Origin of the sequence: Arthrobacter zhaoxinii, from assembly GCF_025244925.1 — a bacterium.
In the GTDB taxonomy this organism is placed as follows: Bacteria; Actinomycetota; Actinomycetes; order Actinomycetales; family Micrococcaceae; genus Arthrobacter_B; species Arthrobacter_B zhaoxinii.
Map to the genome: position 1 here is coordinate 854,765 of NZ_CP104275.1, position 14,134 is coordinate 868,898.

14 protein-coding genes and 1 pseudogene are annotated in these 14,134 nt (G+C 65.5%); 9 read left to right on the top strand and 6 right to left on the bottom strand.

Features of this window, described 5'->3' with window-relative positions; genetic code table 11:
- Positions 1–68 precede the first annotated feature (68 nt).
- Both N2K95_RS04010 and N2K95_RS04015 read left to right on the top strand, forming a co-directional pair.
- Positions 69–623: a hypothetical protein gene (locus N2K95_RS04010; RefSeq protein ID WP_260653030.1), complete on the top strand. Its 555-nt coding sequence runs from the start codon at positions 69–71 to the stop codon at positions 621–623.
- A gap of 116 nt (positions 624–739) precedes the next feature.
- Positions 740–1,285, top strand: a complete 546-nt coding sequence (locus N2K95_RS04015) for a DUF6318 family protein (protein WP_260653031.1) — start codon at positions 740–742, stop codon at positions 1,283–1,285.
- On the opposite strand, the gene N2K95_RS04020 is transcribed toward N2K95_RS04015, so the two are convergent.
- The 3 genes from N2K95_RS04020 to N2K95_RS04030 form a co-directional block, all read right to left on the bottom strand.
- Positions 1,282–2,076, bottom strand: coding sequence for an MSMEG_6728 family protein (locus N2K95_RS04020; protein ID WP_260653032.1), 795 nt, complete (start codon positions 2,074–2,076; stop codon positions 1,282–1,284). The genes N2K95_RS04015 and N2K95_RS04020 overlap by 4 nt on opposite strands.
- 12 nt (positions 2,077–2,088) lie before the next feature.
- Positions 2,089–2,646, bottom strand: a complete 558-nt coding sequence (locus tag N2K95_RS04025; protein ID WP_260653033.1) for a GNAT family N-acetyltransferase — start codon at positions 2,644–2,646, stop codon at positions 2,089–2,091.
- A 68-nt stretch (positions 2,647–2,714) separates the two neighbouring features.
- Positions 2,715–3,350, bottom strand: coding sequence for a DUF1684 domain-containing protein (locus tag N2K95_RS04030; protein WP_260653034.1), 636 nt, complete (start codon positions 3,348–3,350; stop codon positions 2,715–2,717).
- 22 nt (positions 3,351–3,372) lie between these two features.
- Between N2K95_RS04030 and N2K95_RS04035 the strand changes: the two genes are divergently transcribed.
- Both N2K95_RS04035 and N2K95_RS04040 read left to right on the top strand, forming a co-directional pair.
- Positions 3,373–4,119, top strand: coding sequence for a sulfite exporter TauE/SafE family protein (locus N2K95_RS04035; protein ID WP_260653035.1), 747 nt, complete (start codon positions 3,373–3,375; stop codon positions 4,117–4,119).
- A 71-nt stretch (positions 4,120–4,190) separates the two neighbouring features.
- On the top strand, positions 4,191–5,483 hold the full coding sequence (locus N2K95_RS04040; RefSeq protein ID WP_260653036.1) for a cell division protein PerM: 1,293 nt from the start codon (positions 4,191–4,193) through the stop codon (positions 5,481–5,483).
- Here the strand turns inward: N2K95_RS04040 and N2K95_RS04045 are convergent.
- Positions 5,480–5,911: a hypothetical protein gene (locus N2K95_RS04045; RefSeq protein WP_260653037.1), complete on the bottom strand. Its 432-nt coding sequence runs from the start codon at positions 5,909–5,911 to the stop codon at positions 5,480–5,482. The genes N2K95_RS04040 and N2K95_RS04045 overlap by 4 nt on opposite strands.
- Before the next feature lie 40 nt (positions 5,912–5,951).
- Here N2K95_RS04045 and purN point away from each other — a divergent pair, with 40 nt between their 5' ends.
- Positions 5,952–6,530 carry a phosphoribosylglycinamide formyltransferase gene (gene purN / locus N2K95_RS04050; protein WP_260653038.1) on the top strand — a complete coding sequence of 193 codons (579 nt, stop codon included), beginning with the start codon at positions 5,952–5,954 and terminating at the stop codon, positions 6,528–6,530.
- Between the two features lie 6 nt (positions 6,531–6,536).
- Here the strand turns inward: purN and N2K95_RS04055 are convergent, their stop codons facing one another.
- On the bottom strand, positions 6,537–7,889 hold the full coding sequence (locus N2K95_RS04055) for an MFS transporter (protein WP_260653039.1): 1,353 nt from the start codon (positions 7,887–7,889) through the stop codon (positions 6,537–6,539).
- Between the two features lie 721 nt (positions 7,890–8,610).
- Between N2K95_RS04055 and N2K95_RS04060 the strand changes: the two genes are divergently transcribed.
- The 4 genes from N2K95_RS04060 (at position 8,611) to N2K95_RS04075 (ending at position 13,326) form a co-directional block, all read left to right on the top strand.
- Complete coding sequence (locus tag N2K95_RS04060) at positions 8,611–8,958, top strand: endonuclease domain-containing protein (RefSeq protein ID WP_260653040.1); 348 nt, start codon at positions 8,611–8,613, stop codon at positions 8,956–8,958.
- Between the two features lie 254 nt (positions 8,959–9,212).
- Entirely contained in the window at positions 9,213–10,838 is a 1,626-nt protein-coding gene (purH, locus tag N2K95_RS04065) for a bifunctional phosphoribosylaminoimidazolecarboxamide formyltransferase/IMP cyclohydrolase (RefSeq protein ID WP_260653041.1), read from the top strand.
- Positions 10,839–11,054: 216 nt separating this feature from the next.
- Entirely contained in the window at positions 11,055–12,236 is a 1,182-nt protein-coding gene (locus N2K95_RS04070) for an NADP-dependent isocitrate dehydrogenase (protein ID WP_229952801.1), read from the top strand.
- Positions 12,237–12,363: 127 nt separating this feature from the next.
- Complete coding sequence (locus tag N2K95_RS04075) at positions 12,364–13,326, top strand: bile acid:sodium symporter family protein (protein ID WP_260653042.1); 963 nt, start codon at positions 12,364–12,366, stop codon at positions 13,324–13,326.
- Between the two features lie 267 nt (positions 13,327–13,593).
- On the opposite strand, the pseudogene N2K95_RS04080 reads toward N2K95_RS04075, so the two are convergent.
- Positions 13,594–14,022: pseudogene (locus N2K95_RS04080) on the bottom strand (Hsp20/alpha crystallin family protein); the annotation flags it as partial.
- Positions 14,023–14,134 lie beyond the last annotated feature (112 nt).

Consider the following 14,134-nt stretch of genomic DNA (forward strand, 5'->3'; position numbering starts at 1 on the left):
CTTGTACGGCCGGGGAAAACGGGCGGTTGGTCTTCTGGTTCAGGGGCCTGAAGATTCGGGACCGTGCATTGTGGGAAAAGGTCGAGGAAACACCCTCGTGCATTTACTCGGAAGAGCCGGTGGACGTCGGGGAGCGGATCCAGGAGCAGATCCTGACTGCGTTCCAGGAACGCCCGATCGCTGCCGGGAAACTCACCCTCCAGCCCAGCCCGCACACCCTGGTCGGGATGGAAACCAACGTCTACGTTGAGGCTGCTGAGCAGGTCTTCGAAATGGTTCTTCTGGACCAGACGATCAGGATAATTGCCACCCCCACCGAATACGAAGTGAACTACGGCGACGGCTCCGTCTACGGTCCCACTGGTGTTCCGGGAGGACCCCTGCATCAGGACCGCTGGGGTGAGCAGACCCAAACCAGTCACCAATACTCGGTCAGTGGGGACTATCTGGTGGGAGCGACGGTCCACTTCTCCGGAACGTACTCGGTGAACGGCGGACCGATGATTCCCATTGACGGACGCGCAGCGGTGTCCTCCGAACCTCAGACTCTGCGTGTGTGGCGGGCGGAAACCCGCAGCGTCGCCGACAACTGCTTGGTCAACCCCGGAGGTGTTGGATGCTAGGCAGGCACAAATTTCCGGCGAGCATTGCCTCGCTAATGCTGCTCGGGGCAGGACTCGTAGGCTGCTCCAGCACTGCCGGGGAGCCGGGCAGTGCTTCACCAACGCCAACGCCGGAAGTGTCTTCCGCTTCGCCAACACCCCGGCCCACCCCTAGATACAAGCCGGCGTCAGAAAAGGGGCCGGCTGAGTATGTTCGCATTCCGTTGCTGCCAGAGGAAGCCAAGGTCGCGTCCAAGGAGGGTCTGGAGGCGTTCGCGCAGTACTGGTACGAGGCTGCGAACTATGGTTACGAGACCGGTGTGGTTAGCCTCGTTCAGGTGATCAGTACTCCTGATTGTGAAACATGTTCCAACTACGTTAAAGAGGTTGAAGCGGGGTTTAGGAACGATGACTGGATGGCTAAATCGAGGCTAGACGTCGCAGAGACCCACTCGGACTATGTATTGACCCCGGAGGGGCGGTATCAGGCACTGGTCCATTTCCGGCAAGAGAAGATGGAGTTCTACGGTCCCGAAGGCCTGCAGGGCGAGTACGAACCCGTTTCAAGTATGGTGCAGCTTTTCGAAGCAGTATGGATCGAAGACCACTGGGCTGCCGCCAACATCGCGACCATGCAAACACCCGGCATCTGCATGATCGACCCAACAAATCACAGCTGTTAAACCGCGTCAGGCCGCGGCACCGCAAACAGTGTCCGGGGATCCTGCAGCACCGCCGGATACGCGAATGCAGAGCGGGGGATTTCGCCCGTCAGCTTTACCTGCCGCACCGCCGTATCGTTCGTGAGTTCCACGGGACCGGCACGACCCAGCAGCAACCGGGTGCGGTCGGCAGGGGAAAGAACCGCCACCTGGTCCCCGTCGTCCACGTCCTCCAGTAACCGAACCAGCTGCCGGCCCTTCTTACCGGTGATCGGCGTACCCTTCACGGAAAGCATCGGCAGCACAATCGCGGCAGCATCGCCGTCGGGAACGGCCCGCGCCACCCACAGGGCCTGGTCGGGAGCCGGATCCACCGGATCGGGAACGTCGGCAGGGGAGGGCCAGACGTAGGGAAGGCCGCCGTCGGTATCCGGAAACAGGGGGCCGTAAACCTCCGGAGACTTTTCAATCAGGTTTGAGCGGTGGCTGCGGTGCAGGTCCTCGCCTCCGATCCAGGGCGGAAGGTCGACGTCGGCGTCCGCAGCCTCCGGCGCGAACTCCAGGATCTGTTCCCGGACGGTATCGGCATGCCCGCGGGCGATCCACTCGTCCGTCATCGCCAGCCCGTAGGCGGTGAGAGCCGGCACGAAGCCCTTCCACATCAGCAGGGCGGGGTGGCGCTGCCAGCCGTAGTCGGGCACCACCAGCCCGCGCAGCAGCTGCAGGGTTTCCACCCGCTGCTTACCGAGCCGCGCCTGGTCCAGGACGGCGGCGCTGCGGGCGAAACTCGGATACGGAAGGAAGGTCTGCACGGGCCTAGTCTGTCACTGCCGGACGGCGCCGAGCCGCCGGACCATGATCAGGTCCCGGAAGATGTTGGCTCCCACCTGGAAGGACCGGCGTCCGGAAGTCTGGAATCCGGACTTGCGGTAAAAGGACTGGGCCCGCACATTCCGATTGTTCACGCCCAGCCACAGGGACCGCGCACCGGCGGACTCGGCAGCCCCCGCAGCAGCTTCGATCAGCTGCGCTGCCAGGCCGCTCCCATGTGCCTCCGGGTGAAGGTAGAACTTGTTCAGCTCAGCAGAGGGTTGCAGAACCCGGCCCGATTCCAGTGCCTCCAGCACGTCAGGATCCGACGGCGGGGCCAACACCAGCAGGCAGTATCCGATCAGTCGGCCGTCCTGCCTGGCCACCAGCACCCGCCTGGATTCGTCGGAGAGGTAGCCGCGGAAACGCTCGGCGGAAAGATGCGCCGCAACAAACGCAGCGCTGTCCTCCGGGGTAACTTCCGGCGGGCAGGCCAGCGGGAAGGTGACAGCGGCCAGCTCTGCGAGCCCGGGGACATCTTCAAGTGCTGCGGGGGAGATCGTAGCTTGCACCCTTCCAGCATAGGCACCGACGCCGGCAGGAAATGCCCGGCGGGCGTCGGTGCGGGGCGTACCGAAAATCAGTACCGTTCGTACAGCTCGCCTACCTGCAGGGCGGTATCCACTATGTTGTCCGGGCCAGGCAGCGGGCACGCCCAGGACTCGTCATAGGCACAGGACGGGTTGTAGAGGAAGTTGAAATCCAGCACCAGGCTGCCGGGCAGGGAACCCTGGCCGAGGTCCGCACCCTTGATCGTGTCCAGCAGGTACCGGCCGCCGCCGTAACTGCCGCCGTCGACGCCGGAGGTGGCGTCCCGGACGGGAATGAAGATTCCGCCGCCGTAGGAGTCCAGCTGCCAGACCGCGAGGCTGCCTACGCCGTCGGCACGGACCGTGCCGAGCCGGGTGAACGGAACCACGCCGTCCGTGCCGGTGGCGACCTCCATCTTCTGCCCCGCGCCGTCGTCGTCAATCACTGCCTCAAACCGGAACGCAGGATCGTAACGGGCAGTCCGCAGCCCGCGGAAGCGGCGGCGCACGTCCTCGGGAAGGGGCGACGCCGGGTGGGTACCGAAGAGCCGGTCCCGCCCGGTGGCCCACAACGCATGGGAGTGCGACGCCGGGAATCCCTCGGCGGATCGCCTCGCCTGCTCGTAAAGGGCAAACACGTTACGGCGCCAATCGGCGGTGGCCAGGGCTGTGACAGGAGAAACCATTCGTTCAGCGTAATGTGTTCGAGTGACTACCGGACTCCTCATCGTGGTGCTCGTCGCCATCTTCATCGGCGCGATCGCCCAGCGGATCGCCGGCCTGGGCTTCGCGCTCCTGATTTCCCCGTTCCTTGTCATCATCCTGGGCTCCCACGGGGGAGTGCTGATGGTGAACATCTGCGGGCTGGTTTCTTCGCTGCTGATTATGTCCCGCGTCTGGCGGGATGTGGACTGGTCCATGTATCGGTGGCTTGCCGTCCCTGCGGTCATTGCCAGCGTTCCGGCGTCGGCGGCAGCGGTCTTCCTGCCTTCGGCCCCGCTCGCCGTGACGGTGGGCGCCGTCGTCCTCGTGGCGCTGACCATCTCGCTGCTCCTGCAGCGGACTTCGATAGTGCTTACCGGCAATGTGTCCAAGGCAGTGGCCGGCTTCGCCTCCGGGATCACCAATGCGATGGCCGGCGTCGGGGGCCCGGCCGTCAGCGCGTACGCGTTGCTTTCCCGGTGGCCGCAGCGGCCGTTCGCCGCCACCCTGCAGCCGTTCTTCGTTACCATCGCCACCGTCACCCTGACATCCAAGCTGCTGCTGGACCCCGGACAAATGCCGCCGTTCCAGCCCTGGGCATGGGCGCTGATCGGGCTCATGATCGTGGGCGGCATCTACGCCGGCGAGAAACTGCAGCGCTTCATCCGCGACGACCAGGCCCGGCTGGCGGTCATTGTTATTGCGTTTATCGGTGCAGCCACGGCGCTGGTCAAGGGCCTGGTGGACCTCTAGCAGGCGGAAGTTACCCGACTCACGCCGGCGCCTCAACGGGCTGCGCGGAGCAGGATGGCACGATAGAAGCGATGAAAATTTTATTGCGGCCGAAGAAGCCGGGTGTGCCGCCCATGCCGCTCTGGCTGCAGGGAACCTTCGAACTGGGGCAGGCAGCTGTGCTTTCGGCATTGCTGGTCCTGCTGCCGCTCGTGGGCGTGTGGTTTGCCAACGGTTTCACCAGTCTGGATTTCGTCTCCCTGGCCCGCCTCGGCGGCCAGGCCTGGCTGCTGATCCACGGGGTGCCGCTGTCCCTGACGTTCCCTGCAGGCGAACTGGGCGAGGCCGCCGCTACCGGGCTGCTGTCCTTCCTGCCGCTCGGACTGACGCTGATTCCTTTCTTCCTGTCCTGGCGGGCCGGCCGCAGGCTCGCCCGGGCCTCCTACACCGATCAGCTCTGGCAGGCGCTGCTGGGTGCTCTCGGCACATATGCACTGATCGGGGCCGCTGCAGCGTACTTCTGCAGCACCGATGCAGTGCGGATCTCCGTGGCGGCCGGGGCGCTGGTGCCCCTGATCGCCGCCGGCGCCGGTCTCATTGTGGGCGCCAGGATCGAGGCAGGGTCCTGGGTGCGGCTGATCGGCATGGACCTGACCGACTGGATTGCCCGTACCAGCCAGCATTCCCGCTGGGCCGGCTCCTACATGTGGGCCGCGCTGCGGGCCGGTGCCGTGGGCACCGTCGCTGCGCTGGGCCTCTCCGCCCTGCTGCTGGTGGCGGCGCTGGCATTGAACTGGGCCGAGATAACCTCCGTCTACGAACGGCTCGACGCCGGTGCAGTTGGCGGCGCGGTGCTCACCGTGGTGGAACTGGGGCTGATGCCCAACTTCATGGTCTGGACCCTGGGCTGGGCCTCAGGCGCCGGGTTCTCCCTGGGGACCGGCAGCATCATCAGCCCGCTGGAAACCACTGTCGGCCCGTTGCCCGCGGTTCCGGTCCTGGCCGCGCTTCCCGTCGGAACCATGGAATACGGCTATGTGGCGCTGCTGATCCCGGTGATGGCCGGGATCCTGGCCGGCTGGTGGTTCCTCCGGGAAGGGGAAAACCACTTTGACGAGTGGCTCTCCATCAAGATCCGTGCCCGCTGGTTTACCGCCCCCGTATCGACGCTGATCCTCGGAGCGATCGTCGGCCTGGTGTCCGGGCTGCTGGCGGCCGGCACCGCCTGCCTGGCCCGGGGATCCCTGGGCATCGGCCGCTTTGTGGGCCTCGGCCCGGACCCGCTGTGGCTGGGGCTGTGGGTGGCCGCGGAAGTCGGGGTCGGCGTCGTCATCGGTTACGCCGTGGGCCCGTGGCTTGAGCGCGAACCCAAGCTGGACGTTTAGCGGACCTGCTGGAACGGCAGGTATTCCGCCTCGCAGGCATCCACGCCGTCCAGAGTGAGTGCGGACCGCATGCAGGATTCGTAGGTCATGGTTTCATCCCAGAGCAGGACCATTCCGGTTAGCCCCAGGGTGGTGAGCGCGGTAATGACCAGGCCCAGGGAAATCAGGACCGGCATCAGCGGACCCATCCCCCGCCTGGCCACCTTGACCAGGGCGACGACGCCGATCACCAGGGCGGCGATCCCCAGTGCGAGCGGCAGAAGCTTCCACGGCAGGACCAGGCCGCTGCTCAGCAGCGTGGCCGCCAGCAGGAGCCAGAACACCCGCACGTACTGCACCGTGCTGCGTTTCTGCTGCTCCGTGGGTGCGGGGCGGTTCTCGGGAGCGGAAAGGGTGGAGGTCTGGTGCTGGGCGCCGTCGTCATTCATGGGTTTAAGCGTAGGGGACGCGGCCGCCTATGGTGGACGCATGCGCATCGTAGTCCTCGTGTCCGGTACCGGGTCCAACCTTCAGGCAGTGCTGGACGCCGTCCGGGACGGACGGCTTAACGTCGAGATTGCCGCCGTTGGTTCCGACCGTCCGGGAACGGGCGGGGTCCAGCGCGCCGCCGACGCCGGTTACCCGACCTTCGTGGTTCCCTTCCGCGACTATCCGGTGCGGGCGGACTGGAACCGGGACCTCACGGAGAAGGTGGCTTCCTACGAACCGGACCTGGTGCTTTCCTCCGGCTTCATGCGGATTGTGGACGAGCACTTCATCAATAGGTTCGAGGGACGCTACCTGAACACCCACCCGGCCCTGCTGCCGTCCTTCCCCGGAGCCCACGGCGTACGCGACGCGCTTGCCTACGGGGTGAAGGTCACCGGCTGCACGGTCCACCTGGCCGACGCCGGCGTCGACACCGGGCCGATCCTGGCCCAGGCCGCCGTCGAAGTGCTCGACGGCGACACCGAGGAAACCCTGCACGAACGCATCAAGGTCCAGGAACGCCGGCTGCTGATAGAAACGCTGGACCGGATCAGCCGCGACGGCCTGCCCGCGCTGTAACCGCCGCTAGTCCAGGGCTGCGCCCTTGGTCTCGGGGGCAAACTTAGCCATCCACAGGACGGCCGCAAGAACCAGGACCCCCGCCAGCGCGAAGGACAGCGGCAGCCCGAGGTACGGCCACAGCACCGACACGAAGATCAGCGGACCGAAGCCGGCGCCGATCCGGGAAACGGTGGATGCCCAGCCGAAACCGCTGCCGCGCAGGTGGGTGGGGTAGAGCTCCGAGACGTAGGCGTAGAGCACCGGGATGGCCACCTGCACCACAAACCCGTACACCAGCAGCCAGATCGTCGCCGCCAGGGGAACATCCACGACCAGGGCCACCACTACCAGGATGGCGGCGGACAGGGGACCGGTGATCGCCAGGATCCACTTCCGGCCGACTTTTTCCACCAGCAGCGCAGCCGCAATAACACCCAGCAGGCCGACGGCGGCCATCCCCGACGTGGTCAGGAACGCCCGGTGCTCGGCGAATCCTGCGTCCACGAGGATTTTCGGCATCCACTGCAGGGCCAGGTAATAGACCAACAGGATGCTCACGAACAGGGACCAGGCCGCGATGGTCGTTTTGGTGCTGAACCGCCAGAGGTCAGCCAGCTGGCTGCCCATGGTGCCGAGGGACAGCTTCTCGGGCGCCTGCGGTTCGGGGAGCTGCCACTCGGTCTGCGTTCCGCCGGTTCGCCGGACCAGGTCATCGATGACGGCGGAGGCTTCCGCGGTGCGGCCCTTGCGGACCAGGTACAGCGGCGACTCCGGGACCGACCGCCGCACCCAGAAGACCAGGAAGGCGGGGATCACCATGACCAGCATGGTGTACCGCCAGTCCCCGAAAGTGCCGATAATGATCGCTGACGTGACACCGCACAGTGCAGCGCCCACCGGCCACCAGCCGTCCATTCCGGTCAGTACCCGGCCGCGCTGCTTTTTGGGCGTGAACTCACCCACCAGGGCGTAGTCCACGGGAACGCAGCCGCCCAGCCCGAAGCCGGCCATAAAGCGGAAGATGCAGAACCAGACAATGTCAGGGGAGAAGGCGCCCAGCACCGTGAAGATTGAGAACACCAGAAGGGTGGCTGAAAAAGCCCGTTTCCGGCCGATCGCGTCGGCAATGGAACCCCAGACAAAGGCGCCGATCGCCATGCCGAGGAGGTTGGCCGTTCCAATCCAGGCGGCCTGAGCCGGAGCCAGGTCCCATTCCTTGGACAGCAGCGGAATCAGGACACCGTTCAGGGTCACGTCCCAGGCGTCGAACATAAAGCCGAGCCCGCCGATGAGGAAGATTTTGCCCTGGACCTTCCACCGCCAGGGCAGGTTCTGGACCACCTGGTCTCCGGTGGGCAGGGCGTTGGTAACGGACATCTGGTTCGTGGCCTTTCAGAGGGGAGGTGCGTGGGTCCGGGGAAACGATACCTGCTTGACGTGCTGACCTGTGGATAGCGGGCAGATCGGGTTTGGTGTCCAGGAAAATGAGGCCATGGCTGATCCGCCTGCCCCGCCGTTGCCCGGCGCCGTCTTCTCCGTTGCGGAGGGCCGGGCCCTCGGCCTGCCGCCCTCGCGGCTGCGCCGGAAGGAATTCGCTGCCGCCGGGTATGGTCTGCGAATAGTGCGCGGACGGGAATGCTCCCTGGCGGACCAGTTGCGGGCCCTGGCGCCGGAAGCAGGGCACACCGTGGCCAGCCACGTTACCGCCGCCCTTCTCGGGGGAATGTGGTTGCCGCTTCACCTTGATACAGCACCACTGCACCTGACCCGCCCGCTGCGGCTAAGCCAGCCGCGGCGGAGGGGCGTGGTCGGACACAATGCCGCTCTGCAGCAGGGGGATGTGGTCCGTTCGAACGGCTTGCTGGTGACTTCACCCGTTTTTACCTGGACGGACCTGGCTTGCGTTCTGTCGTGTGACGACCTTGTTGCTGTGGGGGATTCGCTTCTCCGTCGTCAGGATGCGCCGCCCCGCGGCGGTTCCCTGCCATGGCCGGACCCCTTGTGCCAGTCAGCGGAAATACAGGAAGTAGTCGAGAGACGGACAGGCATTCGGGGAAGGGCCACCGCCGTTGCGGCCTTGGGATTGCTGAGGGCAGGGGTGGACTCCGCACCGGAATCACACCTCCGGCTCCTGATCCACCATGCCGCTTTGCCGGAGCCGGAAGTAAACCAGTGGATCACCGGACCGGACGGCAGGGTAATCTCCCGCCCGGACCTGCAGTACCGCCGGCTGCGGATTGCCCTGGAATACGAGGGTGAGCACCATCTGCTGGATCCGGCCCAGTGGCACCGCGACATCGAACGGGATGACCGTCTGCGCCAGCTGGGCTGGGTGGTGCTGCGCTTCACCAAACAGCATCTCCGCCCGGAGAACGCACCCGCAACGGAGGAGAAGGTCCGGACGGCCCTTTTGGCCCGAGGCTGGCAGCCCGGACGGCCAACCTGAGAATCGATTCCGCAACATTGACCACTTTTTGCCCGAAAAACGGCAATTCGTGCGGACTCGACTGCTGGAACGGTAATTCGTGCAGACTCGATGACTGGAATGGTAATTCGTGCAGACTCGACGGCGGAAGCGCGCAGTAACGGTCCTGAGACACCTTGTTACCGCGCCCACAGAACCGGCGGAAGGTGAAGGCATAAACTGCTCATGGGCCGCACGGCCTGCGCGCCGATCATCGACTACATGGAGTGTCAGCTGTGACCAATCCCGTCCTCGACCGTGTTCCTATCCGCCGGGCCCTGATCTCGGTCTACAACAAGACGGGTCTGACGGAACTCGCGCAGGGCCTCGCCTCCGCCGGGGTCAGCATCGTCTCCACCGGCTCCACCGCCAAGCAGATTGCCGCGGCGGGCATTGCCGTCACCGAGGTTTCGGAAGTGACCGGTTTCTCCGAATGCCTGGATGGACGCGTCAAGACGCTGCACCCCCGCATCCATGCCGGAATCCTCGCCGACCGCCGCCGCGAAGACCACATTGCCCAGCTGGAGGACATGGAGATTGAACCCTTCGACCTCGTGGTGGTGAACCTGTATCCCTTCGTGGAGACCGTCCGGTCCGGTGCAGGGCAGGACGACGTGGTGGAGCAGATCGACATCGGCGGCCCGTCCATGGTCCGCGCCGCCGCGAAGAACCACCCCTCCGTGGCAGTGGTGGTGGATCCCAGCAAGTACTCCGACGTCGTCACCGCGGCGGCCGAAGGCGGGTTCAACCTGGCGGAACGACGCCGATTGGCAGCCGAAGCGTTCGCCCACACCGCCGCCTATGACACCGCCGTTGCTACCTGGACCGCGGAGCAGTTCGGCGACGGCACCGAAGAAGGCACGAAGTGGCCGGCGTACACCGGGCTCGCCCTGGAACGTGCAGAGGTGCTGCGCTACGGCGAAAACCCGCACCAGGACGCCGCCCTGTATGTGGACAAGAATGCCCGCCCCGGCGTCGCCCAGGCCGATCAGCTCCACGGCAAGGCCATGTCCTACAACAACTACGTGGACGCGGACGCCGCCCTGCGCGCCGCCTTCGATTTCACCGAACCCGCCGTCGCCGTCGTCAAGCACGCCAATCCGTGCGGCATCGCCGTGGCGTCGCCCGGTGCCGCAGACCCGATCGCCGACGCGCATGCCAAGGCCCACGCCTGTGATCCGGTCTCGGCGTTCGGCGGGGTTATTGCCGCCAACCGCACGGTGACCGCGGGCATGGCCCGGACCGTGAAGGACATCTTCACCGAAGTGGTGATCGCCCCCGACTTCGAGCCGGAGGCGGTGGAGATCCTCTCGGCGAAGAAGAACATCCGCCTGCTGACGCTGCCGGACGGCTACGGACGCAGCGAAGCAGAGTTCCGGCAGGTGTCCGGCGGTGTACTGCTCCAGAAGGCGGACCGGCTGCAGGCCGAGGGCGATGACCCGGCAAACTGGACCCTCGCAGCCGGGGAAGCCGCCGACGACGCGACGCTGGCCGACCTGGCCTTCGCCTGGTCCGCCGTGCGCGCGGCTAAGTCCAACGCGATCCTGCTCGCGAAGGACGGCGCCTCCGTGGGTGTGGGGATGGGACAGGTGAACCGGGTGGATTCCTGCCGGCTCGCCGTCGAACGTGCCAACACCCTCGGCGGCGAAGGCGAGGGCGACGGCGGGGAGCGGGCCCGCGGCTCGGTGGCAGCCTCCGACGCCTTCTTCCCGTTCGCGGACGGCCTGCAGATCCTCATCGACGCCGGCGTCCGCGCCGTCGTCCAGCCCGGCGGATCCATCCGGGACAACGAAGTGATCGAGGCGGCAGTCGCCGCCGGAATCACCATGTACTTCACCGGAGCCCGCCACTTCTTCCACTAAAACAGGGCCCGGACCAGGGGCGGCGCAGGTAATGCGCCGCCCCTGCTGTTTAGGGCGCGGATAGTGGGCTGTGGCATAGTTGGACACAAATAAAAGCCAAAAAGACGGGTTCCGTCATGCCACCAGACATGCTCCGGTCCCACCAACACACAAGGAGATCGTGTGGCTGAGAAAATTAAGGTTGTGGGCTCTGTAGTAGAGCTCGACGGCGACGAGATGACGCGCATCATCTGGCAGTTCATCAAGGATCGCCTGATCAACCCGTACCTGGACGTCGACCTGAAGTACTACGACCTCTCCATCCAGAACCGCGATGCGACCGATGACCAGGTCACCATCGACGCCGCCAACGCCATCAAGGAACACGGCGTAGGCGTCAAGTGCGCCACGATCACCCCCGACGAAGCACGCGTCGAGGAATTCGGCCTGAAGAAGATGTGGGTTTCGCCCAACGGAACCATCCGCAACATCCTGGGCGGCGTGGTCTTCCGCGAGCCGATCATCATCTCCAACATCCCGCGCCTGGTCCCGGGCTGGAACAAGCCGATCATCATCGGCCGCCACGCCCACGGCGACCAGTACAAGGCCACGAACTTCAAGGTTCCCGGTGCCGGTACCCTGACGCTGACCTACACGCCGGCCGACGGCAGCGAAGAAATCAAGCAGCAGGTTGTTACGTACAACGAAGATGGCGGCGTCGCCATGGGTATGTACAACTTCAACGATTCCATCAAGGACTTCGCGCGCGCTTCCTTCGCCTACGGCCTGCAGCGCAACTACCCGGTGTACCTCTCCACCAAGAACACGATCCTGAAGGCCTACGACGGCCAGTTCAAGGACCTGTTCCAGGAAGTCTTCGACGCCGAGTTCAAGGACCAGTTCGAAGCAGCCGGCCTCACCTACGAGCACCGCCTGATCGATGACATGGTTGCCTCCGCGATGAAGTGGGAAGGCGGCTACGTCTGGGCCTGCAAGAACTACGACGGCGACGTCCAGTCCGACACGGTGGCCCAGGGCTTCGGCTCGCTCGGCCTGATGACCTCCGTGCTGATGACCCCGGACGGCCAGACCGTCGAGGCCGAAGCAGCCCACGGCACGGTCACGCGGCACTACCGCCAGCACCAGCAGGGCAAGCCCACCTCCACGAACCCGATCGCTTCGATCTTCGCGTGGACCCGCGGCCTGATGCACCGCGGCAAGCTGGACAACACCCCCGAGGTCATTAACTTCGCCGAGACCCTTGAAGACGTTGTCATCAAGACGGTCGAATCCGGCAAGATGACCAAGGACCTGGCACTGCTGGTCGGCCCGGACCAGGCCTACCTGACCACGGAAGAGTTCCTCGCCGCACTGGACGAGAACCTCAAGGCCCGTCTGGGCGCCGAGGTTGCAGCCTAAGCTTTACTGCACGCACGACGACGGCGCGCCGCCCCTTCCCGGGGCGGCGCGCCGTCGTCGTTTTCCACCTTATTAAGCACACGCGTAACAACTAGCGCAGCCGGACCCGCGGTGCCACCATGTGGGGATGTCGAACTCCACCAAAGCGCAGCCCGCCGCGAAGACGGCCGAAGAGCGAAGCGCCCGCATAGCGGTGACCGTATTTCCGCTGCTGATTGTCGCCGGGGGAGCGGTGGCCCTGTTCTTCCCGCAGCCCTTCACCGGCCTGTCCGGATACATCAACCCCGGCCTCATGCTCATCATGTTCGGTATGGGCCTCACCCTGACCCTGCCGGACTTCGCGTTGGTGATCCGGCAGCCGCTGCCCGTCCTGCTGGGGGTCGTGGCGCAGTACATGATCATGCCGCTGCTGGGCTTCGGGATTGCCTGGGCGCTTCAGCTGAGCCCTGAACTCGCAGCCGGCGTGATCCTGGTCGGCTGCGCGCCCGGGGGCACGGCGTCGAACGTAGTCACCTACCTGGCGCGCGGCAACGTGGCCCTCTCGGTCGCGATGACGTCGGTTTCCACGCTCCTGGCGCCCCTGCTGACCCCGCTGCTCGCCCTGTGGCTGGCCGGCCGGTACATGGCAGTCGACGCCGGGTCCATGGCCTGGTCCATTGTGCAGATCGTTCTCATTCCGGTGGTCCTGGGGCTGGTTATCCGCTCCCTGGTGCCGCGGCTGGTGGACCGGGTCCTGCCGGTCCTGCCCTGGATCTCGGTTGTGGCCATCACGTTCGTGGTCATTGCCGTGGTGTCGGGAAGCGCCGAGGCCATCTTCACCGCCGGCTGGCTGATCCTGCTGGCAGTGGTGCTGCACAACGGTCTCGGCTTGGGGCTGGGCTACGGTGCCGCGAAGCTGTTCCGCCAGCCGATAGCCTCACGGCGGACGATGGCGATTGAGGTAGGTATGCAGAACTCCGGACTGGCAGCGGGACTGGCCAAGCAGTACTTTGCCCCGGAAGCGGCCCTGCCAGCAGCGGTCTTTTCGATCTGGCACAACGTCTCGGGCGCTTTGATGGCGGCCATCTGGCAGCGCAGGCCCTCCTCCTGAGAGCAGGTTCTCCCGGTGACGCCCGTCCCTGGAACCACTGCGGGCCCCGGACGATAGCGTCCGGGGCCCGCAGTGGTTCCAGTGTGAGGGGGAGTGCTAGATGCCCGCTCCCTTGTCGCCGGAAGAGGAGGGCCCGCCGGACCCGCCGGACGAACCCGATCCGGATGAACTTGAAACCCCGGAACCCGATGAGCCAGGCGAACCCGATGAGCCCGACGAACCCGAGCTGCCGCTGCTCGAGGAGGAGACGGAGGCAGGCTCCGACGTCGACTGGCCGGAGATGGTGGAGCCGTCCTTGTAAGCAGCGGCAACCTCGATCTTGCGCGGCTTCGAGCGTTCGCTCACCGGGATGAACACGCTCAGCACACCGTTCTCGTACTTGGCGGAAATGGACTCAATATCAATGCCCTGGCCGAGGTTCAGCTGCCGCAGGAAACTTCCGCTTTCCCGTTCGCGGGTCAGCCAGGTTGCGCCCTCGGTCGTGTGGATGGTCCGCTCGGCCCGGATCGTCAGCAGCTGGCCGTCAACGTCCACATCCACCGAGCCCGGGTCGATGCCCGGCAGATCCGCGTTAAGGATGTAGTGGTCGCCTTCCCGGTACAGGTCGATCGGCATCAGGCGCAGCCGCTGCCGGGGATCCAGCAGGGCACCGGCAACCCGGTCGAGCTCTCGGAATGGATCAAACTTCATCGCCATTGTCATCAACTCCTCTTGCGCCGGCGCCCGGCGGGGCACCGGCGATTGGAATACCGTTGTTGGAAAAGGGTCGATAAAGGTTGAGTCGTCTCGACTCAACGATGCATTTCAC

Excerpts from the sequence above, each read along its gene's own strand:
- N2K95_RS04030 (WP_260653034.1), bottom strand. The coding sequence starts at position 3,350 with ATGGTTTCTCCTGTCACAGCCCTGGCCACCGCCGATTGGCGCCGTAAC.
- N2K95_RS04040 (WP_260653036.1), top strand. The coding sequence starts at position 4,191 with ATGAAAATTTTATTGCGGCCGAAGAAGCCGGGTGTGCCGCCCATGCCG.
- N2K95_RS04045 (WP_260653037.1), bottom strand. The coding sequence starts at position 5,911 with ATGAATGACGACGGCGCCCAGCACCAGACCTCCACCCTTTCCGCTCCC.
- purN (WP_260653038.1), top strand. The coding sequence starts at position 5,952 with ATGCGCATCGTAGTCCTCGTGTCCGGTACCGGGTCCAACCTTCAGGCA.
- N2K95_RS04055 (WP_260653039.1), bottom strand. The coding sequence starts at position 7,889 with ATGTCCGTTACCAACGCCCTGCCCACCGGAGACCAGGTGGTCCAGAAC.
- N2K95_RS04070 (WP_229952801.1), top strand. The coding sequence starts at position 11,055 with ATGACGCGCATCATCTGGCAGTTCATCAAGGATCGCCTGATCAACCCG.
- N2K95_RS04075 (WP_260653042.1), top strand. The coding sequence starts at position 12,364 with ATGTCGAACTCCACCAAAGCGCAGCCCGCCGCGAAGACGGCCGAAGAG.